This is a genomic window from Geodermatophilus sp. SYSU D00525 (assembly GCF_054050475.1).
The window spans coordinates 139,751-164,239 of the sequence record NZ_JBJGZK010000002.1 but is presented as its reverse complement, the minus strand read 5'-3'; the positions used below and the strand labels follow the sequence as shown (position 1 = coordinate 164,239).

Genomic DNA, 24,489 nt, shown 5'->3' with positions numbered 1-24,489 from the left:
GACCGGGGCCCCGCGGTCGTACCCCGGCCATACGCTGCGCCCATGTGCCGCAACATCCGCCCCCTGTCGAACTTCGAGCCGCCGGCCACCGAGGACGAGGTCCGGGCCGCGGCGCTGCAGTACGTCCGCAAGATCAGCGGGTCCGCGCACCCGTCCCGGGCCAACGCCGAGGCCTTCGAGTGCGCCGTCGAGGAGGTGGCCGCGGCGTCCGCCCGGCTGCTGGACTCCCTGGTGACGACGGCCCCGCCGAAGGACCGGGAGGTCGAGGCGGCCAAGGCGCGCGCCCGCGCCGCCGTCCGCTACGGGACCTGAGACCCCAACGGGTCGTGCACGATCCACTTGCCCTCCCCGGGCATGGCCTCCGGTGGAGCGGGTAGGGGGCGGTCTCCCGACCCCTTCCCCTCCAGGAGACCCCGATGGCCCGCAACACCCTGTCCCGCGCCCTGCACGACCTCGGCCTGTCCGCCTGGTTCGGCGGCACGCTGGCCAACGCCGTGGCCCTGAACGCCGCTGCAGCGGACGCCGGCGGGGACGCCGGCCGGGTCGCCAACACCGGCTGGAACCGGTGGACGCCGGTGAACGCGCTGGCCATCGGCGCGCACCTGGTCGGCAGCGTCGGCCAGCTCATCGGCAACCGCGGCCGGGTGGCCCAGCAGGAGGGCGTGGCCGGCATGTCCGCCGTCAAGACCCTGCTCACCGCCGCCGCGCTCGGCGTCACCGCCTACAGCCGCTCGCTGGGCCAGGTCGTCAACAGCCAGGACAACCCGTCGGCGAAGTCCGGCACCAAGCCGACCAAGCGCACCAAGGCCGAGATCGCCCACGCGCAGCAGCAGCTCGACTCGTTGCAGTGGGTCATCCCGGCCCTGACCGGCGCGCTCGTCGCCGTCAGCTCCTACGCGGGTGAGCAGCAGCGGCCGAGCGAGGTCGCGAAGGGCGTCGCCCGCCGCTGACCGGGGTACCGACCCCGGACCGAGCCGTTCCGACCGGAAGGGGACCCGTGTCCCGGACCGACACCCGCACGACCACGTTCTCCGGCAACACCGTGGCCGACCGGCCCGCCGGCGGCCGCGGCGCCACCGTCTGCGCGCACTGCACCGACGGCCTCGGCCGGCCGCGGCCGGTGCCGCCGGACTCGTGGCGCGGCCGCATCCGGCAGAACCCGCCGCTGCACCTGGCGTACCGGATCGCGGTGTTCGTCGCCGGGCTGCTGTTCGTGCTGCTCGGCGTCGCGCTCACGGTGCTGCCCGGGCCACTCACGATCCCGCCGATCCTGGCCGGGCTGTGGGTCTGGTCGACGGAGTTCGACTGGGCGCGGCGGTTCTTCGCGGCGTTCCGCCGCAAGGCCGTCGCGGCGTGGCGGCACGCGCGGCAGCACCCGGTGAGCTCGGCGCTGGTGACCGTCGGCGGGCTCGTGGCCGCCGCGCTGGCGTTCTGGGCGGTCGGGCACTTCTCCCTGGTCGACCGGGCCACGACCGCGCTCGGCCTCGGCTGACCCCGTACGGCCCCGGCCGCCGTCCGCGCTCCGGCGGACGGCGGCCGGCGCGTGTCCGGGCCCGTTCCGCGGGAACAGGAGGCCCCGTGGCCGGACCGCAGGCCCTGCCCCGCCGGCTGCCCCGGCTGGTCCGGCGCGGGCGCACCCCCGGCCTGCGCACCGGCAAGACCGTGCTCGCCGCGGTGCTGGCCTTCCAGGTCGCGACCTGGCTGGACACCAGCAGCTCGCCGGTCCTCGCGCCGCTGACCGCGCTGCTGGTCGTTCAGCTGACCTTGTACGAGACGCTGGCGACCGGCTGGGAGCGGATCGCCAGCGTCACCGCCGGGGTCCTGATCGCGGCGCTGTTCGCCTCCGTCGTCGGCCTGTCCTGGTGGAGCCTCGGGCTGGTCGTCGGGCTCTCGCTGGTCGTCGGCCGGCTGCTGCGGCTGGGGCCGCACCTGGCCGAGGTGCCCATCAGCGCGATGCTCGTGCTGGCCGTGGGCGGGGCGGAGAGCGCGGCACTGGACCGCGTCACCGAGACGCTGGTCGGCGCGGCGGTCGGGGTGCTGGTGAACCTGGTGGTCGCGCCGCCGCTCTACGTCCAGCCGGCCGGCGAGTCGATCGCCGAGCTGGCCGAGCGCATGGCCGGGTTCTGCGACGACCTCGCGGCGGCGCTGCGCGGCCCGTGGTCGCGCCGCCTCACCGACGACCTGCTGGCCCGCGCCCGCGCGGTGAGCGCGGAGGTGGCCCGCGCCGACGGCCGGCTCGCCCGCACCGAGGAGAGCGCCCGCCTCAACCCGCGCGGGCGGGCGGCCCGGGAGGCCCAGCCGCGGCTGCGGAACACGCTGACCGCCCTCGAGCGGGTGCACGTCACCCTGCGCAACGTCGCCCGCGTGCTGCTGGACCGCACCTACTTCGTGCCCGGGGACGACGCCGACCGCGCCTGGTCGCGCCCGGCGCGGGACGCGCTGGCCGACGTGCTGCTCGCCGTCGCGGCCACCCTGCGCGACGCCGCGGCCGTGGCGGTCGGCACCGGTCCCGCCGCCGGGATCGACCCGGCGTGCCTGGAGACGCTGCTGGCGCTGCGCGGCCGGCTGGCCGAGGCGCTGCTCGTCGACCCCCGGGCGGACCCGGCCGCCTGGTCCCAGCACGGCGCCCTGCTCGACGCCGTGGACCTGCTGCGCGTGGAGCTGGGCACCGCGCTGCAGCCGCCGACGGCGTCGTGGGCGCCGCCGCCCCTGGCCGCGGCGCAGCGGCGCGCCGTCCGCCGGGCGATGACCCGGCGCCGGCGGCGATGACCCGGCGCCGGCGGCGATGACCCGGCGCCGGCGGCGCTGACCCGGCTCAGGGGGCGGTGAGCACCACCGGGCCGTCGTCGGTGACCGCGACGGTGTGCTCGACGTGCGCGGCGCGCCGGCCGTCGGCGGTGACCACCGCCCAGCCGTCCTTCTTGTGCTTGTAGCGGTCGCCGCCGGCCAGGAGCATCGGCTCGATCGCCAGGGTGCTGCCGGCGTGCAGGCGCACCCGGTCCAGGCCGGCGGAGGGCCGGTTGGGCACGAACGGCGGCTCGTGCATGGAGCGGCCGATGCCGTGCCCGCCGTGGTCGGGCAGGTGCGCGTAGCCGTACCGCCGGGCGACGTCGTCGACGGCGCGGGCGACGTCCTGCAGCGTCGCGCCGGGCACCGCGGCGGCGATGCCCGCGGCCAGCGCCTCCTCGGTCGCGGTGACCAGCCGCGCGTCGTCGTCGGAGGCCTGCTCCCCCACCAGCAGCGAGATGGCGGCGTCGCCGTTCCAGCCGTCGACGACGGTGCCGCAGTCGACGCTGAGCAGGTCACCCTCCTTCAGCCGCTGGCCGCTGGGGCGGCCGTGCACGACGACCTCGTTGGGCGACAGGCACAGCACGCCGTTGTAGGCCGTCGGCGCCCACGCCGGCTTGTAGCCCAGGAACGACGACGTCGCGCCCGCCTCGTACATCGTCGTCTTCGCGAGGTCGTCGAGCTCGCGCAGCCGCACGCCGGGGACCGCCGCCTCCCGGACCGCCGCGAGCGTCTGCGCCACCGCGCGCCCGGCGGCGCGCATGGCGTCGAGTTCGTCGGCGGTCCGGGGAGGCAGCACGGTCAGGTCCACGCCTCCGACGGTACGAGCCGCCCGGCGCACGGCTGGCCGCGCCGCCCGGCCGGTGCCACGGTGACCGCCATGGACTTCCGCAGGGTCAGGCCCGGGCAGTGGCACCGGGCCGCCCGCATCGAGATCACCGAGCCCGGCGGGCTCCCGACGGCGCGCGAGGTGCACGAGCGCTGCCACGTCCTGTTCACCGAGGGCTGGTGCTACGTGGAGACCTCCGACGGGGACATCGACGTCTACCCGGCCTACCGGGTGCGGGCCGTGCACGACCTGCGCGAGCCCGACCAGCCCGACGAGGCCCCCGGGACGGCGCCCAGCCCGCTGCTCTAGCCGGCGTCGGTCTCCCGCCGGACGTCGGCCGGGTCGGGCGTGCGGAAGACCGTGTCGTGGTCCCCGGCACCGGCGACCGACCCGCCGCCCTCCTCGGGACGGTCGGGCTCCTCGCCGCCGACGCCGAGACCCTCGGCCGGCGGCGGTGCGCCGGCGCCCGGGTCGGCGGCGGCGACCTCGTCGTCCGGGCGGTAGCGGTTCGGCGTCATCGGCTCCCACATCGACATGGCCCTCCCCTACCCGGCGCCGGTCCCTCCCGTCGGCCGTCCGGGTGACCAGCAGGTGATCACCCGGCGTCCGGCGGGTACACGGCACGTGAACGGCCGGGGTCACGGGGACCTGCGGGGCGGCCGGTCACGGAGGGAGCACGCGACGATGACGACGACGGGCGCTGGTCAGCGGGCACGACGGGACGCCCGGCCGGTCCCCGCCCAACCCGGGGCCGACGGCGCGGACGACGGGCGGCGGGAGAGCCGCCCCGAGCGGATCGACCGCGAGCTGATGGAGCTGCTCAACGAGCTGCGCGTGGCGCTGCCCGGGGTGCAGTTCCTGTTCGCCTTCCTGCTCGTGGTGCCGTTCCAGCAGGCGACGTCGCGCGCGACGGACTTCCAGCGCGACGTGTACTTCGTGACGCTGGTCGCGGTCGTCGTGGCCACCGCACTGCTCATCGCCCCGGCCGCGCAGCACCGGGCGCTGTTCCGCCAGCACGACAAGGAGGACCTGCTGCGGCGCAGCAACCGCAACGCGTTCCTCGGCCTGTGCGTGCTCGCCGTCGCGATCGTGTCGGCGGTGGTGCTGGTGGTCGACTTCCTCTTCGCCCTCCCCCAGGCGCTGGTCACCGGCGGCGTCGTGGCGCTGCTGCTCGGCTGGCTCTGGATCGGCAGCCCGGCCGTCCAGCGGGTGCGCGGCCGCGCCGGCGACTGACCCGCCGCGGACTCAGCGGCCGAGGACCGCGCAGACGGCGTCGGCGACGACGTCCGGGTCCTCGTGCTCCCAGAAGCGCAGCACCCGCCAGCCGAGCCCGGTGAGGACGGCGTCGGTCCGGCGGTCGCGCGCGGCGTTGCCCGCGAGCTTCGCCGCCCACCAGCCGCGGTTGGCCTTGGGCACGTGGCCGCACTGCGGGCAGCCGTGCCAGAAGCAGCCGTCGAGGAAGACGACCAGCTTCCGGCCCTTCCAGACGATGTCGCCGCGCGCCCGCGTCTGCGGGCAGGGCCGGACGTCGACCCGATAGCGGACGCCGCGGGCGTGCAGCCGCCGGCGCACCGCCATCTCCGGTCGGGTGTCGCGCCGGCCCTGCCGCCGGAAGCGCGCCGCCACCACCTCCGACGACGGCGCGGGTGCGGTCCCGGGTCCGGCCGTCGGGTCGGGGTCGGCCGGGGACACCCTCGCATCCTGACCCGCGGCACCGACGGTCCGGCGGCGCGGCTCGCCTAGGCTGGCGCCCCGTGCAGACGGCGGTGACGACGGAGGCCGCGCCGCGGCCGGCCGGCGGGCCTCTCCGCTGGTCCCCCGTCGAGCTGCTCCCCTCGGCGGTGCTCGCGCTGCTGTGCGCCGTGCTGCTGGCCCCCGGGCACGGGCTCTGGTTCGACGAGGCGTTCACCGCCGAGGTCGCCCGCCGCCCGCTGGCCGACATCCTGCGCGCGGTCGTCACCGGGGAGGGCGTGACCGGTTACCTCGCCGACGTCCCGCCCTCGTACAACGCGCCCTACTACCTCGTCGTGCACCTGTGGGTGTCGCTGCCGGGGCTGGGCGGGGACACGTCGCTGCGGGTGCTGTCCGTGCTGGCCACCGCCGGCGGGCTCGCGCTGGTCACCCGGGCGGTCACCCGGCTGGCCGGGCGGGCGGCCGGGGTGCTGGCCGGCCTGGTGCCCGCCGCCGCGCCGCTGCTGCTCGAGCAGGCCGTGGAGGCGCGCAGCTACGGGCTGGCCGTCCTGGCCACCGGCGGCGCGCTGCTCGGCCTGACCCGCTGGCTGCAGACCGGGCGCGGGCTGCTGCTGTTCGGCCTCGCCGGCGCCGGCATGGGCCTCATGCACTGGTACGCCGTCACCGTCCTGGCCGCGTTCGTCGCCGCGGCGCTGCTGCTCCGCGGCCGCGCGGCCGTGCCGGTCGCCGTCGTCGGGACCCTCGCCGCCCTGCCGGCCGCCGGGCTGGTCGGCGTCAACCTGCTCAACGGCACCGGCGCGCGCAACGCCGAGCACCTGCGCGACACCGGCGGCACGCTGGCGAACCTGGCCGTCGAGGCGTGGGCCGGCGGGCGCACGCCACTGCTGTACCTCACCGTCGGGCTGGCCGTGGTGGGCGCGCTGCGCAGGGCGGGGATCCGGGTGGTCGGCGTCTGCTGGGTGCTGGTGCCGCTGCTGCTCCTGCTGGCCGCCGAGACCGTCCGGCCGGTCTACCTGCCCCGCTACCTGCTGGCCGGGCTGATCGGGCTCGGCGTGCTCGCCGCGGCCGGGGTCACCGCCCTCCCCCGGGGCGCGCGGGCGCCGGTGGCCGCGGTCCTGGTGGGCCTGTCGCTGGTGGCGAGCGCGCCGCTCGCCACGCGGGAACCGCGGGAGCGGTCGGACGACGTCGTCGCGTTCCTGCTGCGCGAGCAGCGGGCGGGTGAGCCGGTGGTGGCCGCCGACCAGCGCGCGGCGCTCGGGCTCGACCACTTCGTGCGGACGCTGGGCCCGCGGCTGCGCCCCGACGTCGTCCTGCCGCCCGAGGACGCCCCCGCCGGTGCCGGCCGGGTCTGGCTGGTGCGGCGCCTCATCGACGGCGAGCCGGTGCCCACCGACGACGACGCGATCCTCAGCGACGCCGGCCTGTCCCCGAGCCGGACCGAGGAGTTCCCGGCCGCGAAGACCGACCTGGTCGTCCAGCTCTGGGAGCGCTGACCCCGCGCGACGCGGCCCACGCCAGCGAGCGCAGCGACTGCCGCAGCCGGGCGCGGGCGCTCCACGCCGACGTCCCCACCGGCCGGCGGTCCCGGGCGACCGGCACGCTGGCCAGCGGGGCGCCGGCCAGCCCGGCGGCGAGCACGACGCTGGGCGCGTCCCCGGCCAGCACGGCGTCGACGACGGCGTCGCGCACCGCGGGCCCGAGCGCGAGGAACGCGCCGGCGTCCGGCGGCAGGCCGGTGAGCCGGGCGGCGACCCGCCGGTGCAGCTCCCCGGTCAGCCGGCGCACCGGCGACTGGTAGTGCCCGCGGCGGCCGGCGAACACCGCGCCGACGTCGCCCCGGGCCAGCCGGTCGAGCAGGACCGGCACGGCCTCCGGCGGGTCCTGCAGGTCGGCGTCGAGGCACACCCACACGTCGGCGTCCTCGGCGGCCAGCCCGGTGGCCAGGGCCCGGTGCTGGCCCACGTTGACCTCCAGCGCCGTGACGGCGACCCGCGGGTCGGTCGCCAGCCCGCGCGCGACCGCCACGCTGCCGTCGGGCGAGGCGTCGACGACCAGGCGCAGCCGCCAGTCCCGGCCGGCGAGCGCCGCGGCCAGCCGCTCCGCCAGCGGCCGCAGGGTCGCCTCGTTGCCGTACACCGGGACCACCACCGCGACGCGGGGCGCGGTCATCCCGCCGCCCACGTGCGCGCCAGCCCGTCGGCGAGGCCGACCGTCGGCGTCCAGCCGAGCAGCTCGCGCGCGGCGCTCGGGTCGCACACCCAGTCGGCGGCGTCCCAGTGCCGGCCGGGGTGGGCGCCCGGCGCGATCGCGATCGGCCGGCCCGTCACCCGCTCCGCGGTCGCGACCAGCTCCGCGACGTCGGTCTGCACGCCGGTGCCGACGTTGACCACCGCGCCCGGCGGGAGCGTGTCGTCGACCGCGGCCCGCACGCAGGCGTCGACGACGTCGCCCACCCACACCCAGTCCCGCCGGCTCACCCCGGCCGGCAGCGGCACGGTCGCGCCGGTGCGGGCGGCGGCGAGCACCACCGGCACCAGCCGGGTCGGGTGGTCCCCGGGCCCGTAGACCTGGAAGGCGCGCAGCACCGCCGCCCGCACGCCGCGCTCGGCGGCGGCCCCCTGCAGCAGCAGCGACCCGGCCGCCTTCGTGGCGCCGAAGAAGCCGCGCGGCCGCAGCGGGGCGTCCTCGGCCAACGGCACCGGTGCGGCCGCGTACTCGGTCGACGAGCCGAGCCGCACGACGGCGCGGCACCGGTCGGGCAGGGCGTCGACCAGCCACGGGCTGGTGTTCACGGCGACCGTGGCCGCGCGCTCGGCCGGGGTCGCCTTCGCCCGCCCGGCGGCCAGGGAGAAGACGACGTCCGGGTCGGCGGCGCGGACCGCGGCCGCGGCGGCGACCGGGTCGGCGAGGTCGACGTGCGCGCGGGTCAGCGCGGTGACGTCCCAGCCGTCGGCGCGCAGCCGCGCCACCAGGTGCCGGCCGACGAAGCCGCCGGCGCCGGTGACCAGCGCCCGGCCGCTCACGCGGGCAGGGCGACCGGGAGGTCGGCCGCGGCGGCCTCCACCGCCGCCACGAACCCCGCCCGCCGCTCGACGACGGCGGGCGGGTCCGCGGCGGACAGCCCGGCCAGCGCGGCGAGCAGGCGCGGCACCTCCACGAAGGGGTCGCGCCCGGCCATGTCCGCGGTGAACGAGCGCCGCAGGAAGGTGAAGTCGGTGCGCAGGCGCACCAGCTCGGCGGCCAGCAGGTCCCCGGGCACCGGGAACCCCCCGCCGGGCAGGGTCAGCCCGCCGACCCCGAAGGGCACCGGGACGGCGGCGCGCACGGCCTCGACGGTCCCGTCGACCAGCGGCCGGAACAGCTCCCGCGACCGCCGGTCGATGCGCAGGTCGTTCAGACCGACGTAGATCCGCGACAGCGGCCGCCGGGCCAGCTCGGCGACCCGGTCGACGGCGTCCTGCGTCTCGACCAGGATGCCCAGCCCGCAGCGGCCGGCGACCACGTCCAGCGTGCGGTCGACCTCCTCGGGCGTGCGGACCATGGGCAGCAGGACCTCGTCGGCGCCCGCCGCCACCGCGTCGGCCACCTCGCGCGCCGTCCACGGGCCCGCGGCGTTGATCCGGCACAGCAGCCGCCCGTCGGTGGCCGCGCGCACGCGCACGAGGTCCGCGAGGGTGTCGGCGTTGATCTGGGTGCCCTCGCCGGCCTGCCGGCGGTGCTTCCCCCGGCGCTCCCAGTCGACGACGATCCCGGCCGCACCGGCCGCGACGACGTCGCGCCCCCAGGCGGCGTCCACGGTGAAGAGGAACAGGTCCACGCGGTGAGCTTAGGCACACCTAACCCACAGCCGGCGCCCAGGGTCAGGCCGGTGCCGGGGCCTGCCCGACCACCTGCGACGGCGCGACCGGGGGCGCCGGGAACGGGACCGCGGGGCCCTGCACGGTGACGGTGACCTCCGCGCCGGGCAGCGGCAGGTCCGCGCCCTCGGTGCGCGCGCTCACCCGCCGGCCCGACGGCAGCTCCAGTTCGACGCGGGCGTCGTGCCCGTAGAAGTCGACGTCGCGCACCCGGGCGCCCGGGCCGGCGGCCAGCCGCAGCTGCTCGGGGCGGAGCAGCACCCGGACCGGCCCGTCGGGGCAGGGCCGGCCCAGCGTCAGCTCACCCAGCTCGGAGGCCACCCGGCCCCCGGCGGCGACGCCGTCGAGCACCACGGCCTCCCCGACGAAGGCGGCCACGTCCAGGTCGCGGGGCTCCCGGTAGAGCGTGCGCGGGTCGGCCAGCTGGGCGAGCGTCCCGCCGCGCACGACCGCCACCTGGTCGGCGGTCGACAGCGCCTCGGCCTGGTCGTGGGTGACCAGCACGGCGGTCGCGCCGGTGGCCCGTAGCGCCTCGACGACGGCCCGCCGGGTGTCCTCCCGCAGCGCGGCGTCGAGGGAGGAGAACGGCTCGTCGAGCAGCACCAGCGACGGCTCGGGCGCCAGGGCCCGGGCCAGCGCCACCCGCTGCTGCTGGCCGCCGGAGAGCTGGTGCGGCGCCCGGTCGGCGAGCGCGGCGTCGAGGCCGACGAGGGCCAGCAGCCCGGCGATCCGGGCCCGGTCGCGGCGCAGCCGGCGGGGCAGGCCGAAGGCGACGTTGCCGGCCACGCTCAGGTGCGGGAACAGCCCGCCCTCCTGCGGCACGAAGCCGATGCCGCGCCGGCGGGCGGGCACCCCGCGGCCGGCGCCGGCCACCACCCGGCCGCCCAGCTCGACGGTGCCGGCGTCGGGGTCGTCGAACCCGGCGACGATGCGCAGCAGCGTCGTCTTGCCGCAGCCGGAGGACCCCAGCAGGGCGGTGGTCGTCCCGGCGGGGACGTGCAGGTCCACCCCGGTGAGCACGGGGGTGCGGCCGTAGGACTTCGCCAGGCCGGTGACGGTGAGCGCGCTCATGGGGTCAGACCTCGTCGGACATCGCGGGAGAGGGCATCGCGGGGAAGGGCATCGCGGGAGAGGGCATCGCGGGAGAGGGCATCGCGGGAGAGCAGCACCGTGGCCGGTGCCGAGAGCAGGACCATGACGACGGCGTAGGGCGCGGCGGCGCCGTACTCCAGCGCGCTGCTGGCCGACCAGAACGCCGTCGCGAGCGTCTCGGTGCCGGTCGGGGCCAGCAGCAGGGTCGCGGTGAGCTCGGTGACCACCGCGAGGAACACCAGCGCCGCGCCCGCGCCGATCCCCGGGGCCAGCAGCGGCAGGGTCACCCGCCACAGCCGGGCGGGTGCGGGGACGCCGAGGGAGGACGCGACCTCGTCGTGCACCGGCGGTGACTGCTCGACCGCCGCGCGCACCGTGACGATCGCGCGCGGCAGGAAGAGGATCGCGTAGGCGGCCAGCAGCACCGGGACGGTCTGGTAGAGCGCCGGCAGCGCCCGGATGCTCACCGCGACCAGCGCCAGGGCGACGACGATCGCCGGCACGGCGCTGCCCAGGTAGGTGGTGCGCTCGAGGAGGGTGGCCAGCGGCCCGCGGCGGCGCACGGCCAGCCAGCCGGTCGGCAGGGCCAGCGCGGTGGTGACGGCCGCGGCCGCGGCGGCCAGCGCGAGCGTCGTCCCGGTGGTGGCGGCCAGGGTCGCCCAGTCGACCCGCGCGGAGGCGCCGGTCAGGAACCAGGACGCCAGCGCGGCGACCGGGACGAGCAGCGCGAGCCCCGCCACCGCGGCGAGGGCCAGCAGCGCCGGCCCGGTGAGCGAGCCGAGCCGGACCGGGCGCGGCTGCCGGGCGGCGCCGGCCCCGGTGCGGGCGTACCCGCGGGCGCCGCGCAGCCGGATCTCGGCCACCAGCAGCACCAGGCACAGCAGCACGAGGACGCCGGCGAGCATGGTGGCCGCGGGGCCGTTGAAGGTGGCGCGGTACTGGTCGTAGACCGCCGTGGTGAAGGTCGGGTAGCGCAGCATCGCCAGGGCGCCGAACTCGGCCAGCACGTGCAGGGCGACCAGCAGCGCCCCGCCGAGCACCGCCACCCGCAGCTGGGGCAGCTGCACCCGCCGGAACACCGCCCAGCCCGACAGGCCCAGGCCCCGCGCGGTCTCCTCCAGCGCCGGGTCGGTGCCGCGGAGGGCGGCGACCGCGGGCAGGTACACGAACGGGAAGTAGGCCAGCGAGACGACCAGCAGCGCGCCGCCGTAGGTGTCCAGGCCGGGCAGCAGGGAGATCCACGCCGAGCCGGTGACGAAGGCGGGCAGTGCCAGCGGCGCGACCATCAGCACGTGCCAGACCCGGCGGCCGGGCAGGGCGGCGCGCTCGACCAGCCAGGCCGCGCCCACGCCGAGCACGACGCACACCGCGACCGAGCCGGCGACCAGCCGGACGGTGTTGCCCAGCAGCTCCGCGACCCGTGGCCGGAAGACCAGCTCCGCCACGCCGCTCCACCCGACCTCGGCGACGGCCACCCCGATGTGCACCAGGGGGAGCAGCGCGAGCGCCGCCACGGCCGTGGCCAGCGCCACCGTCACCGGCGCGCGCCGGGCCCGGGACGCGCGCCGGCTCCGCGACGCCGGCAGGGCGGGCGCCGCGGAGCGCGGACGGGCGGGGGCCGGGGAGGTGTTCAGAGCAGGCCCACCTCCTGCATGAGCTCGGTGACCCGCTCCTGGTCCAGCGAGCCGGGGTCGACCGCCGGCGCCCCGAGCGTGTCCAGCGGCGGCAGTGCCTCGGCGGAGGGCACCCCGGTGCCGACCGCGTACTCCAGGGCGGTGCTCTCGGCCAGCCGCTCCTGCGCCTCCCGGCCGGTCAGCCAGGCGACCAGCCGCTGCGCGTCCTCGGGCTGGTCCGACGAGGCGAGGACGCCGGCCCCGGAGACGCTGAGGAAGGCGCCCGGGTCCTGGCCGCCGAAGAGGTGCAGCCGCGCGTCGTCGCCCTTGAGGCCGCCCTCGGCCTGGTCGCGGTACCAGTAGTAGTGGTACATGACGCCGGCGTCGATCTCGCCCTCGTCGGCGGCCACCATCACGGCGGTGTTGCTCTGGTAGACGCCGGCGTTGCGCTCGAGCCCCTCCAGCCACGCCCGGGTGGCCTCCTCGCCGCGCAGGGCCAGCACCGCGGCGACGATCGCCTGGAAGTCCGCGCCCCCGGCGGCGATCCCGATGCGGCCCTCCCAGGCCGGGTCGGCCAGGTCCAGGATCGACGCCGGCAGCTGGTCCTCCGGCAGCGCGGCGGGGTCGTACACCAGCACGGTCGAGCGGGCGGCGAAGCCGGTCCAGGTCCCCGACGACGGGCGGAACTGCGCACCGACCTGGTCGAGCGTCTCCTGCTCGAGCGGCGCCAGCAGGCCCTCGCGGTCGAGGACGGCGATCGACGGGCTGTTCTCGGTGAGGAAGACGTCGGCGGGCGAGGCGTCGCCCTCCTGCACGATCTGGTTGGCCAGCTCCGCGTCGTTGCCGTCGCGGAACTCCACCTCGATGCCCGTCTCCTCGGTGAAGCCCTCGAGCATCGTGCGCACCAGGCTCTCGTGCTGGGCGCTGTACACCGTGAGCGTCTCCGCGTCCGACGCCCCGGCGCTCCCGCAGGCGGCCAGCGCGCCGGAGAGGCAGACGGCGGTCAGGACGGCGGCGGTCGCCCGCCCGGGCGTGGTCACGGGTCCTCCAAGGGGACGTGCACGGCTGATCTCGACAGCCAGGGTAGGCACACCTAACCAGAGGTGCCGACGGGGCCGGGAACCGATGAGTCCCGCCCCCCTCCCCGGTCAGAAGCGTCAGACCCGCGCGGGACCGTGCGGGCACCCGACTCGGGGAGCAGGGGGTGGGGCACGTGACGGCGTACGTCGGTGATGCGGCGCCGGCCGGTGGACAGGTGTCCGGGAGCGACGGGGTCCCGGCCATCGAGGCCGTCGGCCTGGTCAAGCGCTTCGGCACCACGACGGCGGTCGCCGGGGTCGACCTGCTGATCCCGCAGGGCGGCGTGCACGGCTTCCTCGGCCCCAACGGAGCCGGCAAGACGACCACGATCCGGATGCTGGCCACCCTGCTCCCGCCCGACGGCGGCACCGCCCGGGTGTTCGGCCACGACGTCGTCACCGACGCCGACGCCGTCCGCGCGCGGGTGAGCCTGACCGGTCAGTTCGCCTCCCTGGACGAGGTGCTCAGCGGCGCGGAGAACCTGCTGCTGCTCGCCCGGCTGCTGGGCTACTCCCGGGCCGCCGCCCGCCAGCGCACCGACCAGCTGCTGTCGGCGTTCGGCCTCACCGAGGCGGCCGGCAAGCAGGTGAAGAACTACTCCGGCGGCATGCGGCGGCGGATCGACATCGCCGCGAGCATCGTCGTCCGGCCCGACCTGGTCTTCCTCGACGAGCCGACCACCGGCCTGGACCCGCGCAGCCGCAACCAGGTGTGGGACGTCGTGCGGGCGCTGGTCCGCGGCGGGACGACGGTGCTGCTGACCACCCAGTACCTCGACGAGGCCGACCAGCTCGCCGACCGCATCTCCGTCATCGACGCCGGCCGCGTCATCGCCGAGGGCACGCCGGGTGCGCTGAAAGCGTCGGTGGGGTCGGGCACGCTGCACGTGCGGGTCGGCGACCCGGCCCGCCGGGGCGCCGCCCGCGAGCTGCTCGAGCGGGTGCTGGCCGTGCCGGTGACCGAGGACGGCGACCCGGCGGCCCTCACCGCCTCGGTGCCCGACGCCGGGCCGGCCGCCCGGGCGCTCACCGAGCTGGAGGCCGCCGGCATCCCGCTGGCCCAGTTCGCCCTCGGGCAGCCGAGCCTCGACGAGGTCTTCCTCGCCCTGACCGGCCGGCCCGCCGAGACCGCCGCTCCGTCCGCCCCCGACCCGGAGGACCCGCGATGACGACCCTCGACAGCCCGCCGGCCGCGACCGCCCCCGCCGAGGTCGCGGCCCCGGACACCGACGCGGTCCTCGCCGCCCTGGGCTCCGGGGAGCACCCGCGGCCGCAGGGCGCGCTGGCGGCGTCGGCGACGTTCGGCCGGCGCACCCTGCTGCGGATCAAGTACGTCCCGGAGCAGCTGTTCGACGTCACCGTCTTCCCGGTGATGCTCACGCTGATCTTCACGTACCTGTTCGGCGGCGCCCTGGCCGGCTCGGTCGACCGCTACCTGCAGTTCTTCCTGCCGGGCATCCTCGTGCAGAGCATCCTCATGATCACGATGTACACCGGGGTGGCGCTCAACACCGACATCGAGAAGGGCGTCTTCGACCGCATCCGCTCGCTGCCGGTCTGGCGGCCCAGCGCGCTGGTCGGCGCGCTGCTCGGCGACGTCGTCCGGTTCACGCTGGCCTCGGCGGTGGTCATCGGGCTGGGCCTCGGGCTCGGGTTCCGGCCGCAGGGCGGGGCGGTCGGCGTGCTCGCGGCCGTGGCGCTGCTGCTGGTCTTCGCCTTCGCGCTCGGCTGGATCTGGACCTACCTGGCACTGGTCGTGCGCACGCCGAACGCGGTGATGGGCTGGAGCATGCTGGTCATCACGCCGCTGACGTTCGGCAGCAACATCTTCGTCGACCCCGCCACGATGCCCGGCTGGCTGCAGGCCGCCGTCGAGGTGAACCCGGTCAGCCACCTGGTCAGCGCGGTGCGCGGGCTGGTGCACGGCGAGGTCGCCGGCTCCGACGTCGTCCTCGTGCTGGTGTGGGCGGCCGCGCTGGTCGCCGTCCTCGGCCCGCTGACGATGCGCCGCTACCGCACCCGTAACTGACGTCGGCTACAACGGGAGGGTGCCCGCCTCGCAGCCGACCCTCCGCACCGCGTCCTTCGCCGAGCTCACCCCCTTCGAGGTCTACGCCCTCTGCCGGTTGCGGGTCGACGTCTTCGTCGTCGAGCAGGAGTGCCCGTACCCCGAGCTCGACGGCCGGGACACCGAGCCGGCCACGCGGCACCTGTGGTTCGAGCAGGACGGCGAGGTCCTGGCCACCATCCGCGTCCTCGACGACGGCGCGAGCCGGGCGATCGGCCGGGTCGCCACCGCCGCGTCCGCGCGCGGGCGGGGGCTGGCCGCGCGGCTGATCGAGGCCGGGATCGGGCTGTGCGACGGCGCCCCGATCACGCTGGGCGCCCAGGCGCACCTGCAGGGCTGGTACGAGCGCTTCGGCTTCCGGCTCAGCGGCCCCGGCTACGTGGAGGACGGCATCCCGCACGTGCCGATGCGCCGCGAGCCCGCCTGACCCCTGCTCAGGCCGCCGTCGCCGGCCCGAGGTCGGCGGCGCCGAAGGCGGCGTCGAACCGGTCGCACCAGATGACGACGCTCGTGTACCCGGTCGCGTCCACACCCGCGGGCACGGCGTAGTTCTGGTCGCCGACGTTGCCCTTGAGCGGCCCGAGGTCGACGAACTCCTCGTCGAAGGCGGCCTCCTCGCCGGTGGCCGGGTTCTGCGACAGGTACACGTACAGCGCCGGGCCGTTGGAGGTCTCGAAGCCCTCCAGCCGGACGACGACCTGCCCGTCGGGGAGCCGCACCACCCGGGCGGTGCCGACGGTCTCGTGCTCGCGGGAGACGAACGTGCCGGTGGCGAGGTCGACCGGCCCGGGCGGTGCCACGGTGATCACCGCTCCCCCGCCGTCGCCGGTCCCCGCGGTCTCCTCCGCGGCCGCCGGCGGCAGGCTCTCGTCCACCCGCTCGTCGTAGAAGAGCTTCTGCGGCTGGAACCAGACGAGCGTGACGGCGGCCAGCGCCACCACCACGACCGCCGCCGCCAGCCAGATCCAGGTCCTCCGCCGCGCTGCCACGGCGGCGGACCCTAGCCGCGGCCCCGCCGCCCGTGGGGTTCCGCGGGCGTGGCTCCCCGGCGGGCGGGTACCGCGCGCCCCATGGCAGACGACGCGACCCCCGGCGGATTCGCCGGCCGGCTCGGAGTGACGGTGGAGGACGCCGGCGACGGCGCCGCGACCCTGGCGTTCGAGGTCCGCGACGAGCACCTGAACCCGGCGGGCACGCTGCACGGCGGCGTCGTCGCGACGCTGGTGGACACGGTGATGGGCCAGGCGGTGCGCAGCACCACCGGCGACGGCGAGGTGCCCGCGACCAGCCAGCTCACCGTCACCTACCTGCGCCCGGGGAGGCCCGGCCCGCTCGAGGTGCGCGGCCGGGTGCGCACCCGCGGCGAGCACCTGACCATCTGCGAGGCCGACGTCGAGCAGGAGGGCGAGGCGCTCGCGCACGCCGTCGCGACCTTCGCGCTGCTCCGGCGCTGAGGACGCGAGCGCCCCGCCGGCCGGGCCGGCGGGGCGCTCGTCGTGCGGAGGTCGGGCTCAGGCGACCGGCTCGAGGCAGTAGACCCTGCCCTCGTCACCGGTGCTGCCGTACCAGAGGGCGTCGGTGGCCGAGGCGAAGTCGATGCAGGTGTCGGGGTCGGCGAGGTACTCGCTCTCCGTCTGCTCCTCCTCCTCGATGCCGACCACCCGCAGCTCGGCCGCGGAGTCGTCGCAGTCGACGACGTCGACGTCCGTGCCGCTGGTGCGCTGGACGCAGTCGCCGACCTCGGGGGCGCCGAAGTCGATGAACCGGAACGCCGCGATGCCGCCGGCGATGGCGACCGCGGCCACCGCGCTGCCGATCTTCTTGCCCTTGCCGGGCTTGCCGGCCGGCGCCGGGCCGCCGAAGGGCCCCGGCTGCCCGGGCTGGCCGGGACCGAACGGACCCGGCGCACCGGGCTGGCCGAACGCGGGCTGGCCGGGCTGGGGCTGGCCGTAGGCCGGCTGGCCGGGCTGGGGCTGACCCCACGCGCCGGGCTGACCGGGCTGGGGCGGGCCGCCGGCGGGCGGCTGCCATCCCCCCGGCTGCGGAGCGCCCTGCGGCGGGACGGGCTGACCGGGCTGCGGGCCCCCGGCCGGCGGGGTGCCGGGCTGTCCCGGGTTCGTCATGTCGTGCTCCTCGGTGCTCCGACCGGCGCCGGGAGTGGCACGCGGTCCGGCGGGCACCTTCACACACGGCGAACGCGCTGGTCAGGAGGACGCGCCGCAGCCTCCCCCACGCGGGTCAGGCCGGGACCGGGTCGTCGAGCACCACGCTGACGCTCGCCGGGGCGCCGGCCGGGTCGTCCTCGTACACCTCGTCGTCGTCCCCGGTGCCGCACTGGCTGACCAGGAGGATGAAGGCGAACACCAGGACGATCAGGCCGAGGAAGGTCCCGAGGAGCACCGCCCGGCCGCGTTTGGGCCGCGGCTGCATGCCCCGCCGCGGGTCGTCGGGGTCGGGCGGACGGGCGGCCTGGGACATGGGCGGGCTCCTCGTGCGGGACCGGCGGGGCGGCATCTGCTGCGCCCTCTCCCCCGGACACATGCCCAGCCCGCCCGCCGGTACGCCTGCGGGGCGTGGCGGCGGACGGCACGATCACCCCATGACCACAGCCACGTGGAACGGGACCGTCATCGCGGAGTCCGATGACATCGTGACCGTCGAGGGCAACGCCTACTTCCCCCGCGAGTCGGTGCGCGAGGACGTGCTGCGCCCGTCGTCGACGCACACGACCTGCCCGTGGAAGGGGCAGGCGTCGTACTTCACGCTCGAGGTCGACGGGCAGACCAACCGGGACGCGGCCTGGTACTACCCCGACCCGAAGGAGGCGGCGGAGCAGATCACCGGCCGGGTGGCCTTCTGGCGGGGCGTCGAGGTGCGCTGAACGACGAGGGCCCGGCCGCCGCGGCGGCCGGGCCCTCGCGGCCCCTCTGCAGGGGCCCGCCGCGAGCCTGCGAGTGGCGGGGGGCAGAGGGGTCCTTCCTCAGGAGCCGGGGCGGCCACCGGCGAGCTCGCGGGCGGAGGCGGCCTCGTCGGGCGCGAGGGCGGCGGTGCGCTCCTGGCGCTCGATGGCCCGGTGGTAGGTCTCCCAGGCCTGGTCGGGGGTGACGCCGAGCGCGCCGGCGATCTGCTCCCAGCTCGCCCCGCCGCGCAGCGCGGCGCGGAAGCCGGTCAGCTGGCTGTCGTGGGCCTTGCGGGCGATGACCTCGCCGAGCGCGAGGATCTCCAGGGACTCCGGCACGTCGAGGGAGGTCTGCTGGCTCAGCAGCGAGGTCCAGTCGTCGTCGTCGCGGTCACGGACGGTGTTGAGAGTCGTCGCCCCGGAGTCCCGCCGGCTGAGGAAGTCGAGGCGGGTGGCGGCCGTCTGGAGCGAGAACTCCTGCTCCAGGGCCTCGGGAGTGATCTGCATGTCCCCACCTTCCCCGAGGAGCCGGACGGTCGCGACCTGCTGCGACGCGGATCTCCCCCGGTCGGCGGAGGGCCCGCACCCAGGGTGGGTGCGGGCCCTCCGGAGCGTGCGGCCGGGCGTCACTTCTCCTTGACGCCCACGGCCTCCTTGGCCACCGCGGCCAGCGCCACCTGCGCGGCGCTGATCACGTCCGACCGGTTCTTGTGCGTCTCCTCGTAGCGGATCAGCACGCTGATCTGGTGCGGGTCGCGCAGCGCCTTGGCGGCCTCGGCGGCGTCCGGGGTGGACATCGAGTCGAAGCCCTTCACCGGCAGCTCGTCGGCGGAGACGTCGCCGAGCTCCTCGCGGGCCGCCCGGGCGGCGTCGGCGGCCTCCCGGTTGCCCTCGCGGTCGGCGACCCGCTCGGCCCGGCGCAGCGCGGCGCTCCGGCCGGCCCCCAGGGTCTCGCGGACGGCGCCGGCCAGGCCGCCGGCCGTGCTCGCGGCCTGCCCCAGCCCCTCGCCGACCTTCTGCCGCCGCTGCTCGGCGCTGTCGACCGCCTGGTTCACCCGGTTGGCGACGAAGCGGTACGGCGCGACGACGGCCCGGCTCGCGGCGCCGGCGACCTGCTGGAACGGGGTGGGCCGCAGCGCGGCGGGGCCGCCCAGCGCCTCCTCGGCCAGCACCACCTGGAGCCACTCGACGGTGGCCTCGTGGGCGGTGACCAGGCCCTCGGCGAGCCGGACGACCTTCTCCAGGCCGGCCTTCTGGCCGAGCACCTTCAGGTAGAGGGCGCGGTCGTGCAGCTGGTGCTCGAGCGAGAGGTCCTGCAGCAGGGCCTCCTCGATGGGCGCGGCCTGCTCGAAGGTGGCCTTGAGCACGGCGGCCAGCCGGCCGAGCGCCGGGGTGACGACGTCGGGCACGCCACCGAGCTCGCGCAGCTCCGCGGTGATCAGCCGGGTGCGCTCGGCGGCGTTGTCGGCGTTCTGGGTCAGCTCGCGGCGGACGGCGTCGGTCCGGGCCTGCAGCACCCGCGTCCGGGCGACCTGCTCCTCGGTCTGGCTGAGCAGGACGAGCGCGCGGAGCTGGTTGACGATCTGGGCGTTGTCGTTGTCGGTCACGGCGGGGACTCCAGCGATCGGGGACGACCTGACGCCCTCTTCCTGCCCCGCCGTCGGGCGCCGCTAACAACAGCAAGCGGATTGCTAGCAGTGAGGGCGGTCACACCTCCGGCGGCACCCAGTCGGCCGAGATGCCCAGCTGCTCCCCGATCGCCCGCATCTCCGCCTCGAACAGCGGGGCGGCGTCGGCCAGGGCGAACTTCAGGTGGCCGAAGACCTCCATGCAGACCAGCCCGTACAGGCGCACCCAGCAGGAGAGGAACACCGCCATCACGCCGAGCGGCAGCTCGACCGGCAGCGTGGTGCACCAGGCGCGCAGCTGCTCCTGGAAGTCGGGGGCGAGGTCGGCGTCGGCCGGGACCGGGAACGGCCGCCGGAAGTACACGGCCGCGAGGAGCGCGGCGAACACGCCGCCGAAGCGGCGGCCGGCGGCCGCGGCCGGCCCGTCGCCGGTCTCGTCGGGCACCACGCCGTCGGCCGCCGAGCCGAACAGCAGCCCGAACTCGGCCGGGTGGCCGACCGCCCAGGTGCGGAAGGCGCGCGCGGTGACCAGCAGCTGCGTGCCGGGCCGGGGCGGGTCGACGGCGTCGCGCGCGGCCTCCAGCCGGTCGCACAGCTCGTCGTAGAGGTCGGCCACCACCTGCTCCACGAGGTCCTCGCGGCTGGCGTAGTAGCGGTAGAGCGCCGGTGCGGTCAGCCCCACCTCGCGCGCGATGGCCCGCAGCGCCAGCCCGTCCGGCCCGTGCTCGACCAGCACACGACGGGCCGCACCGCGGATGTCACGCAGGGTCTCGGCGCGCAGCCGCTCGCGCCTGCCGATCGGCTCCGCCACGGCCGACCACCTCCCCGGGTTGACGCGAGTGAACGGTGTATGCAGAGTTATCGCCGTTCGCTAACACTGTTCACCCAGCCTACCGGGGAGAGGGAGGGATCGCCGTGTTCGAGGCCCTCGGACGAGTGGTGTACCGACGGCGACGGTGGGTGCTGGCGCTGAGCGCCGTGGCCGTCGTCGTCGCCGGCGTGTGGGGCACGGGCGTCTTCGGCCGGCTCACCAGCGGCGGCTTCGAGGACCCCGCCAGCGAGAGCGCCCGGGCCGCCGAGCTGGCCGTCCGGGAGCTGGGCCGCGACGCCTCCGACGTCGTCGTCCTGTACCGCAGCGACGACCTGACCGTCGACGACCCGGCCTACCGGGACGCGGTCGGTGCGTCGCTGGCCGGGCTCCCCGACGGCGTCGTCGAGCGGGCCACGACCTGGTTCGACACCGGGGCGGCGCCGCTGGTGAGCGAGGACCGCCGGTCCACCTACGCCGTGCTGACGCTGGCCGGGGACGCCGACGCCCGCACCGACGCCGTCGGGGTGGTCGAGGACGAGCTGGCCGCGCCGGGCCTGGAGACGTCGATCGGCGGCACCGCCACGGTCGAGCGCGACATCAACGAGCGGGTCAGCGCCGACATCGCCCGCGCCGAGATGATCTCGCTGCCGGTGCTGGCGGTGCTGCTCGTGGTCGTCTTCGGGAGCCTGGCCGCCGCGAGCCTGCCGCTGGCGATCGGCGTCACCGCGATCCTCGGGGCGTTCACCGCGCTGCGGGTGGTCAGCCTGTTCACCGAGGTGTCGGTGTTCGCGGTCAACATCGTCACGATCCTCGGTCTCGGGCTGGCGATCGACTACGGCCTGTTCGTGGTCAGCCGGTTCCGCGAGGAGGTGCGCCGGCAGGCCACCGTCGAGGACGCGCTGGCCCGCACGATGGCGACGGCGGGCCGCACGGTCGCCGTCTCCGGGATCACCGTGGCGCTGTCGCTGGCCGGGCTGGTGGTGTTCCCGCAGGTGTTCCTCCGCTCGATGGGCTTCGGCGGGGTGAGCGCGGTGCTGGTCGCGATGCTCGCCGCGCTGACCCTGCTGCCCGCGCTGCTGGCGGTGCTCGGCAGGCGGGTGGACGCGCTGTCGGTGCCGTGGCGCCGGCGGACGCGGGACGCGGAGCCCGGCCGCGGCGCGTGGGAGCGGATCGCCCGCGGCGTCATGCGCCGGCCGGTGCTGGTGACCGTCGCCGTCGTCGGGCTGCTGCTGGTGCTCGCACTGCCCTTCCTGCGCGTGCAGTTCGGCGCGATCGACGTCCGGGCGCTGCCCGCCGGCACGGAGAGCCGGGTGGTGGCCGAGACGATCGACCGGGACTTCCCGCCCTCGCCGTCGGGCCCCGTGACCGCCGTCGTCAGCCTGCCCGACCCGGTCGACTCCCCCGCCGGCGCCGCCGCGCTCGAGGGCTTCGTGGCCGACGTCGCCGCGCTGCCGGAGGTGGACGGCGCGTCGGTGACCGGGGCGGCCGGCACCACCGCGCGGGTGTCGGTGGCCTACGACGGCGACCCGGTCGACGCCGACGCCCGCGCGCTGGTCGCCGACGTCCGCGACGTGCCCGCGCCGCCGGGCGGCGAGGTGCTCGTCGGTGGCGAGAGCGCCGTGATGACCGACCTGCTGGACAGCCTCGGCTCGCTGTTGCCGTGGATGGCGCTGATCGTGGTCTCGACGACGTTCGTGCTGCTGTTCCTGGCCTTCGGCTCGGTGGTGCTGCCGGTCAAGGCGGTGCTGGTGAACGTGCTGTCGCTGGGTGCCTCGTTCGGCGCGCTGGTGTGGATCTTCCAGGACGGCAACCTGTCCGGGTTCCTGGACTTCACGCCGACCGGGTTCATCGAGGCGACCCAGCCGATCCTCGTGCTGGCCATCGTGTTCGGGCTGTCGATGGACTACGAGGTCTTCCTCATGTCCCGCATCCGCGAGCAGTACGACCTGACCGGCGACAACACCGCCGCCGTCGCCACCGGGCTGCAGCGCACCGGCGGGATCATCACCAGCGCGGCGCTGCTGCTGCTCGTGGTGATCGGGGCGTTCTCCACCTCGGGGATCACGTTCATCAAGATGATCGGCGTCGCGATGGCGATCGCGATCGTGGTGGACGCGACCGTCGTCCGGACCCTGCTGGTGCCGGCGACGATGCGGCTGCTGGGGCGGGCCAACTGGTGGGCGCCGGGGCCGCTGGGCCGGGTGTACGCCCGGTACGGGATCCGCGAGTCCGACGGCGAGGTGCCCCCGGCGCCGACGCCCCGGCCGCTGGAGCCGGCCGGCATGGCCTGACCGCTCCACTCGCACCGGCTCCGCGGGCCGCCGCGGAGCCGGTGCGGCGCCTCAGCGCGCCGGCGCCGGGGGGACCGGGGGCCGGCGGCGGGTCTCCAGCCGCAGCACCGGCTGGGTCAGCTGCGCCAGCGCGGCACAGCGGGCGCAGACCGGGCCGGGGTGGGTCTCGGCGGCGCAGGTGTCACACAGCACGCGGGTCTCCTCGCTCGGGAGTCCGTGGGGACTCGGGAGCCAGAACATGCCACCCGCCTCCGACGTCGCGCCCACCCGTGGGACGGGTGTGACGTCTCGTCAGCGATCCGTCATCGACGGCGGCGCCGCGGGGGCGGTCCCCCACCCCGGGCGGCGGCGCACGACGGCGGTCGCGACGGGTCGGGCGACGGGCGTGCAGGTGCATACCTGGCCGGCACAGCGGTGCGAGGTGCTCACGGGGACCTCCCGGGACGGTGGCCGCCGAGGATGGCGGCACCCCGTCGGCGGCGCGAGGCCCGGCGCACCGGTGGGACGAGACGTCACACGATCGACCCACCCCGTTCCCCCGTCCGGCATCCCCCGGCCGCCGGGGAGCGCGCATCCGCCGGATGTCGACCCGACGTCGTCTCGAGGCGCTGACGCCGGCGGCCGGCGAGTGGTCCCCTGCCGGGGTCACCGCGACTCGACGACCCCGGCGAGCGACCACTCGCCGCCGGGTGTCGACCCGCGGCCGTCTCCGGACGGCCGGGACAGCAGCACGTCGACAACGGGCAGGGCGTCAGCCGGCGAGCAGGTCCAGCAGCCGGTCGAGGTAGGGCACTTGCCCCTTCACCAGCTTGGCCCGGGCCTCGTCGACGCCGAACCAGGCGGCGCGGTCGATCTCCGGGAACTCCTGCACCCGCCCCGACCGCGGCGGCCACTCGACGGTGAACGTGTTGCTGACCGCGGCGTCCGCGTCGAGGTCGCCTTCGCCGGCCCACACGGTGAGCACCTTGCCGCTGGTCCGCAGCTCGCCGAGCGGCACCAGCGTCGTCGCCGGCACCGGGCTGCCGAGCTCCTCCTCGAACTCGCGGTGCGCGACCGCGAGCGGGTCCTCGCCGTCGGCGTACTCACCCTTGGGGAACGACCAGGCGCCGTCGTCCTTCCTCGCCCAGAACGGCCCGCCCATGTGGCCGAGCAGCACCTGCACGTCGGGCGCGCGCCGGTACAGCAGGACCCCCGCGCTCCGTCTCGGCACCGGCTCAGCCTGTCACGGGCAGCGCGGGCCCCGGTCGCCGTTGCCCCGGCCGTTGCCGCGGCCGTCCTGGCCGCGGCCGGGCGGGTCGGCGCAGGCGACCGGCAGCTCGGCGGGCGGCGGGAGGGGCGCGGCCGTCGTCGGAGCGGGCGTCGCCGATGGGACGGCGACCGGCACCTCGGCGACCACCTCCGGGACGGCGGCCGGGGAGGGCGCGGGCGTCGTGGGCGCGGCCGACGACGGGTGCGGCGACGCCGGGCGCGCGACGGGGTCGGTCGGGGCGGCGGTCCGCACGACGGGCGGCGCCGCGTCCACCGCCGTCCCCGTCACGGCCGGCGCGACCAGCACCGCCAGGCCGCCGACGGCGAGCAGCACCGCGAGCGCGCCGAGGACCGCGAGCCACCGCCGCCGGAACGCCGACCGCGCCGCCCGGTGCCGCGAGGAGGTGGGCAGCCGGTCCGTGTCGAGCCCGTCGGAGAGGTCGTCGAACAGGCCGTCGGAGAGGCCGTCGGAGGGCACGTCGGGCAGGGGCTCGGAGGCGCTGCGCACCCGGCTGAACGTACGGACGCGACACCCCTGATCCGGCCACCGACCCGCTCCCCCGTGCCCGCCCGGCAACGTCTCGGCCCTCCCGTC

The 24,489-nt window shown here is 76.8% G+C and carries 31 protein-coding genes; 13 read left to right on the top strand and 18 right to left on the bottom strand.

What is annotated here, in order from left to right:
- The first annotated feature begins 42 nt into the window (after positions 1-42).
- The 4 genes from ACI796_RS02720 to ACI796_RS02705 all read left to right on the top strand — a co-directional run bounded on the left by ACI796_RS02720 (position 43) and on the right by ACI796_RS02705 (position 2,769).
- On the top strand, positions 43-312 hold the full coding sequence (locus ACI796_RS02720; RefSeq protein WP_456939727.1) for a DUF2277 domain-containing protein: 270 nt from the start codon (positions 43-45) through the stop codon (positions 310-312).
- A 104-nt stretch (positions 313-416) separates the two neighbouring features.
- Entirely contained in the window at positions 417-950 is a 534-nt protein-coding gene (locus tag ACI796_RS02715) for a hypothetical protein (protein ID WP_456939726.1), read from the top strand.
- A 47-nt stretch (positions 951-997) separates the two neighbouring features.
- The gene (locus tag ACI796_RS02710; RefSeq protein WP_456939725.1) at positions 998-1,492 is read left to right on the top strand and encodes a PGPGW domain-containing protein; all 495 of its coding nucleotides are present in this window, start codon (positions 998-1,000) and stop codon (positions 1,490-1,492) included.
- An 86-nt stretch (positions 1,493-1,578) separates the two neighbouring features.
- On the top strand, positions 1,579-2,769 hold the full coding sequence (locus ACI796_RS02705; RefSeq protein ID WP_456939724.1) for an FUSC family protein: 1,191 nt from the start codon (positions 1,579-1,581) through the stop codon (positions 2,767-2,769).
- Positions 2,770-2,815: 46 nt separating this feature from the next.
- Here the strand turns inward: ACI796_RS02705 and map are convergent, their stop codons facing one another.
- Positions 2,816-3,598: a type I methionyl aminopeptidase gene (gene map, locus ACI796_RS02700; RefSeq protein WP_456939723.1), complete on the bottom strand. Its 783-nt coding sequence runs from the start codon at positions 3,596-3,598 to the stop codon at positions 2,816-2,818.
- 69 nt (positions 3,599-3,667) lie between these two features.
- Between map and ACI796_RS02695 the strand changes: the two genes are divergently transcribed.
- On the top strand, positions 3,668-3,925 hold the full coding sequence (locus tag ACI796_RS02695; protein ID WP_456939722.1) for a hypothetical protein: 258 nt from the start codon (positions 3,668-3,670) through the stop codon (positions 3,923-3,925).
- On the opposite strand, the gene ACI796_RS02690 is transcribed toward ACI796_RS02695, so the two are convergent.
- Positions 3,922-4,152, bottom strand: coding sequence for a hypothetical protein (locus ACI796_RS02690; RefSeq protein WP_456939721.1), 231 nt, complete (start codon positions 4,150-4,152; stop codon positions 3,922-3,924). The two genes, ACI796_RS02695 and ACI796_RS02690, sit on opposite strands and share 4 nt — an antisense overlap.
- Before the next feature lie 148 nt (positions 4,153-4,300).
- On the opposite strand from ACI796_RS02690, the gene ACI796_RS02685 reads away from it, so the two are divergent.
- The gene (locus ACI796_RS02685; RefSeq protein ID WP_456939720.1) at positions 4,301-4,849 is read left to right on the top strand and encodes a DUF6328 family protein; all 549 of its coding nucleotides are present in this window, start codon (positions 4,301-4,303) and stop codon (positions 4,847-4,849) included.
- Between the two features lie 12 nt (positions 4,850-4,861).
- Here ACI796_RS02685 and ACI796_RS02680 read toward each other — a convergent pair whose 3' ends face one another.
- Positions 4,862-5,308, bottom strand: coding sequence for a very short patch repair endonuclease (locus ACI796_RS02680; RefSeq protein WP_456939719.1), 447 nt, complete (start codon positions 5,306-5,308; stop codon positions 4,862-4,864).
- A gap of 62 nt (positions 5,309-5,370) precedes the next feature.
- Between ACI796_RS02680 and ACI796_RS02675 the strand changes: the two genes are divergently transcribed.
- Positions 5,371-6,801 carry a hypothetical protein gene (locus ACI796_RS02675; RefSeq protein ID WP_456939718.1) on the top strand — a complete coding sequence of 477 codons (1,431 nt, stop codon included), beginning with the start codon at positions 5,371-5,373 and terminating at the stop codon, positions 6,799-6,801.
- On the opposite strand, the gene ACI796_RS02670 is transcribed toward ACI796_RS02675, so the two are convergent.
- The 6 genes from ACI796_RS02670 to ACI796_RS02645 all read right to left on the bottom strand — a co-directional run bounded on the left by ACI796_RS02670 (position 6,716) and on the right by ACI796_RS02645 (position 12,910).
- Positions 6,716-7,477: a glycosyltransferase gene (locus ACI796_RS02670; RefSeq protein WP_456939717.1), complete on the bottom strand. Its 762-nt coding sequence runs from the start codon at positions 7,475-7,477 to the stop codon at positions 6,716-6,718. The two genes, ACI796_RS02675 and ACI796_RS02670, sit on opposite strands and share 86 nt — an antisense overlap.
- A complete protein-coding gene (locus ACI796_RS02665) occupies positions 7,474-8,331 on the bottom strand; it encodes an NAD-dependent epimerase/dehydratase family protein (RefSeq protein ID WP_456939716.1) in 858 nt (285 codons plus the stop codon). Before ACI796_RS02665 ends, ACI796_RS02670 begins: the two co-directional genes overlap by 4 nt.
- Positions 8,328-9,125 (bottom strand): aldolase/citrate lyase family protein, encoded by a 798-nt coding sequence (locus ACI796_RS02660; RefSeq protein ID WP_456939715.1) that lies wholly within the window; start codon positions 9,123-9,125, stop codon positions 8,328-8,330. The genes ACI796_RS02665 and ACI796_RS02660 overlap by 4 nt, the downstream gene beginning before the upstream one ends.
- A 43-nt stretch (positions 9,126-9,168) precedes the next feature.
- Positions 9,169-10,236, bottom strand: a complete 1,068-nt coding sequence (locus tag ACI796_RS02655; protein ID WP_456939714.1) for an ABC transporter ATP-binding protein — start codon at positions 10,234-10,236, stop codon at positions 9,169-9,171.
- Entirely contained in the window at positions 10,233-11,789 is a 1,557-nt protein-coding gene (locus ACI796_RS02650; protein ID WP_456939713.1) for an ABC transporter permease, read from the bottom strand. The genes ACI796_RS02655 and ACI796_RS02650 overlap by 4 nt, the downstream gene beginning before the upstream one ends.
- Before the next feature lie 98 nt (positions 11,790-11,887).
- Positions 11,888-12,910, bottom strand: coding sequence for an iron ABC transporter substrate-binding protein (locus ACI796_RS02645; RefSeq protein WP_456939712.1), 1,023 nt, complete (start codon positions 12,908-12,910; stop codon positions 11,888-11,890).
- A gap of 215 nt (positions 12,911-13,125) precedes the next feature.
- On the opposite strand from ACI796_RS02645, the gene ACI796_RS02640 reads away from it, so the two are divergent.
- From ACI796_RS02640 to ACI796_RS02630, 3 genes are read left to right on the top strand one after another with little or no spacing between them, the layout of a single operon-like run.
- On the top strand, positions 13,126-14,118 hold the full coding sequence (locus tag ACI796_RS02640; protein ID WP_456939711.1) for an ATP-binding cassette domain-containing protein: 993 nt from the start codon (positions 13,126-13,128) through the stop codon (positions 14,116-14,118).
- Positions 14,115-14,978 carry an ABC transporter permease gene (locus tag ACI796_RS02635; protein ID WP_456939710.1) on the top strand — a complete coding sequence of 288 codons (864 nt, stop codon included), beginning with the start codon at positions 14,115-14,117 and terminating at the stop codon, positions 14,976-14,978. Before ACI796_RS02640 ends, ACI796_RS02635 begins: the two co-directional genes overlap by 4 nt.
- Positions 14,979-14,997: 19 nt before the next feature.
- Positions 14,998-15,444, top strand: coding sequence for a GNAT family N-acetyltransferase (locus tag ACI796_RS02630; protein WP_456939709.1), 447 nt, complete (start codon positions 14,998-15,000; stop codon positions 15,442-15,444).
- A gap of 7 nt (positions 15,445-15,451) precedes the next feature.
- On the opposite strand, the gene ACI796_RS02625 is transcribed toward ACI796_RS02630, so the two are convergent.
- Positions 15,452-16,006 (bottom strand): DM13 domain-containing protein, encoded by a 555-nt coding sequence (locus ACI796_RS02625; RefSeq protein WP_456939708.1) that lies wholly within the window; start codon positions 16,004-16,006, stop codon positions 15,452-15,454.
- A gap of 81 nt (positions 16,007-16,087) precedes the next feature.
- On the opposite strand from ACI796_RS02625, the gene ACI796_RS02620 reads away from it, so the two are divergent.
- Complete coding sequence (locus tag ACI796_RS02620; RefSeq protein WP_456939707.1) at positions 16,088-16,471, top strand: PaaI family thioesterase; 384 nt, start codon at positions 16,088-16,090, stop codon at positions 16,469-16,471.
- Between the two features lie 57 nt (positions 16,472-16,528).
- Here ACI796_RS02620 and ACI796_RS02615 read toward each other — a convergent pair whose 3' ends face one another.
- Positions 16,529-17,140: an LppU/SCO3897 family protein gene (locus ACI796_RS02615; RefSeq protein WP_456939706.1), complete on the bottom strand. Its 612-nt coding sequence runs from the start codon at positions 17,138-17,140 to the stop codon at positions 16,529-16,531.
- Between the two features lie 115 nt (positions 17,141-17,255).
- Positions 17,256-17,495, bottom strand: coding sequence for a hypothetical protein (locus ACI796_RS02610; protein ID WP_456939705.1), 240 nt, complete (start codon positions 17,493-17,495; stop codon positions 17,256-17,258).
- A gap of 121 nt (positions 17,496-17,616) precedes the next feature.
- On the opposite strand from ACI796_RS02610, the gene ACI796_RS02605 reads away from it, so the two are divergent.
- Positions 17,617-17,898 (top strand): DUF427 domain-containing protein, encoded by a 282-nt coding sequence (locus ACI796_RS02605; protein ID WP_456939704.1) that lies wholly within the window; start codon positions 17,617-17,619, stop codon positions 17,896-17,898.
- Between the two features lie 99 nt (positions 17,899-17,997).
- Here the strand turns inward: ACI796_RS02605 and ACI796_RS02600 are convergent, their stop codons facing one another.
- From ACI796_RS02600 to ACI796_RS02590, 3 genes are all read right to left on the bottom strand, one after another.
- Positions 17,998-18,423: a hypothetical protein gene (locus ACI796_RS02600; RefSeq protein WP_456939703.1), complete on the bottom strand. Its 426-nt coding sequence runs from the start codon at positions 18,421-18,423 to the stop codon at positions 17,998-18,000.
- A 119-nt stretch (positions 18,424-18,542) separates the two neighbouring features.
- Entirely contained in the window at positions 18,543-19,523 is a 981-nt protein-coding gene (locus tag ACI796_RS02595) for a ferritin-like domain-containing protein (RefSeq protein WP_456939702.1), read from the bottom strand.
- 100 nt (positions 19,524-19,623) lie between these two features.
- Complete coding sequence (locus tag ACI796_RS02590) at positions 19,624-20,355, bottom strand: TetR/AcrR family transcriptional regulator (protein WP_456939701.1); 732 nt, start codon at positions 20,353-20,355, stop codon at positions 19,624-19,626.
- Positions 20,356-20,459: 104 nt separating this feature from the next.
- Between ACI796_RS02590 and ACI796_RS02585 the strand changes: the two genes are divergently transcribed.
- The gene (locus ACI796_RS02585; RefSeq protein WP_456939700.1) at positions 20,460-22,646 is read left to right on the top strand and encodes an MMPL family transporter; all 2,187 of its coding nucleotides are present in this window, start codon (positions 20,460-20,462) and stop codon (positions 22,644-22,646) included.
- Between the two features lie 51 nt (positions 22,647-22,697).
- On the opposite strand, the gene ACI796_RS02580 is transcribed toward ACI796_RS02585, so the two are convergent.
- The 3 genes from ACI796_RS02580 to ACI796_RS02570 all read right to left on the bottom strand — a co-directional run bounded on the left by ACI796_RS02580 (position 22,698) and on the right by ACI796_RS02570 (position 24,402).
- Positions 22,698-22,838, bottom strand: coding sequence for a hypothetical protein (locus ACI796_RS02580; RefSeq protein WP_387988812.1), 141 nt, complete (start codon positions 22,836-22,838; stop codon positions 22,698-22,700).
- 559 nt (positions 22,839-23,397) lie between these two features.
- Positions 23,398-23,856, bottom strand: a complete 459-nt coding sequence (locus ACI796_RS02575; protein WP_456939699.1) for an NUDIX domain-containing protein — start codon at positions 23,854-23,856, stop codon at positions 23,398-23,400.
- A 12-nt stretch (positions 23,857-23,868) separates the two neighbouring features.
- Positions 23,869-24,402, bottom strand: coding sequence for a hypothetical protein (locus ACI796_RS02570; RefSeq protein ID WP_456939698.1), 534 nt, complete (start codon positions 24,400-24,402; stop codon positions 23,869-23,871).
- Between the last annotated feature and the right edge of the window lie 87 nt (positions 24,403-24,489).

Coding starts and splice junctions, on each gene's coding strand:
- ACI796_RS02655 (WP_456939714.1), bottom strand. CDS start 10,236: ATGAGCGCGCTCACCGTCACCGGCCTGGCGAAGTCCTACGGCCGCACC.
- ACI796_RS02635 (WP_456939710.1), top strand. CDS start 14,115: ATGACGACCCTCGACAGCCCGCCGGCCGCGACCGCCCCCGCCGAGGTC.
- ACI796_RS02620 (WP_456939707.1), top strand. CDS start 16,088: ATGGCAGACGACGCGACCCCCGGCGGATTCGCCGGCCGGCTCGGAGTG.
- ACI796_RS02610 (WP_456939705.1), bottom strand. CDS start 17,495: ATGTCCCAGGCCGCCCGTCCGCCCGACCCCGACGACCCGCGGCGGGGC.
- ACI796_RS02690 (WP_456939721.1), bottom strand. CDS start 4,152: ATGTCGATGTGGGAGCCGATGACGCCGAACCGCTACCGCCCGGACGAC.
- ACI796_RS02720 (WP_456939727.1), top strand. CDS start 43: ATGTGCCGCAACATCCGCCCCCTGTCGAACTTCGAGCCGCCGGCCACC.
- ACI796_RS02605 (WP_456939704.1), top strand. CDS start 17,617: ATGACCACAGCCACGTGGAACGGGACCGTCATCGCGGAGTCCGATGAC.
- ACI796_RS02685 (WP_456939720.1), top strand. CDS start 4,301: ATGACGACGACGGGCGCTGGTCAGCGGGCACGACGGGACGCCCGGCCG.
- ACI796_RS02715 (WP_456939726.1), top strand. CDS start 417: ATGGCCCGCAACACCCTGTCCCGCGCCCTGCACGACCTCGGCCTGTCC.
- ACI796_RS02670 (WP_456939717.1), bottom strand. CDS start 7,477: ATGACCGCGCCCCGCGTCGCGGTGGTGGTCCCGGTGTACGGCAACGAG.
- ACI796_RS02695 (WP_456939722.1), top strand. CDS start 3,668: ATGGACTTCCGCAGGGTCAGGCCCGGGCAGTGGCACCGGGCCGCCCGC.
- ACI796_RS02600 (WP_456939703.1), bottom strand. CDS start 18,423: ATGCAGATCACTCCCGAGGCCCTGGAGCAGGAGTTCTCGCTCCAGACG.
- ACI796_RS02615 (WP_456939706.1), bottom strand. CDS start 17,140: ATGACGAACCCGGGACAGCCCGGCACCCCGCCGGCCGGGGGCCCGCAG.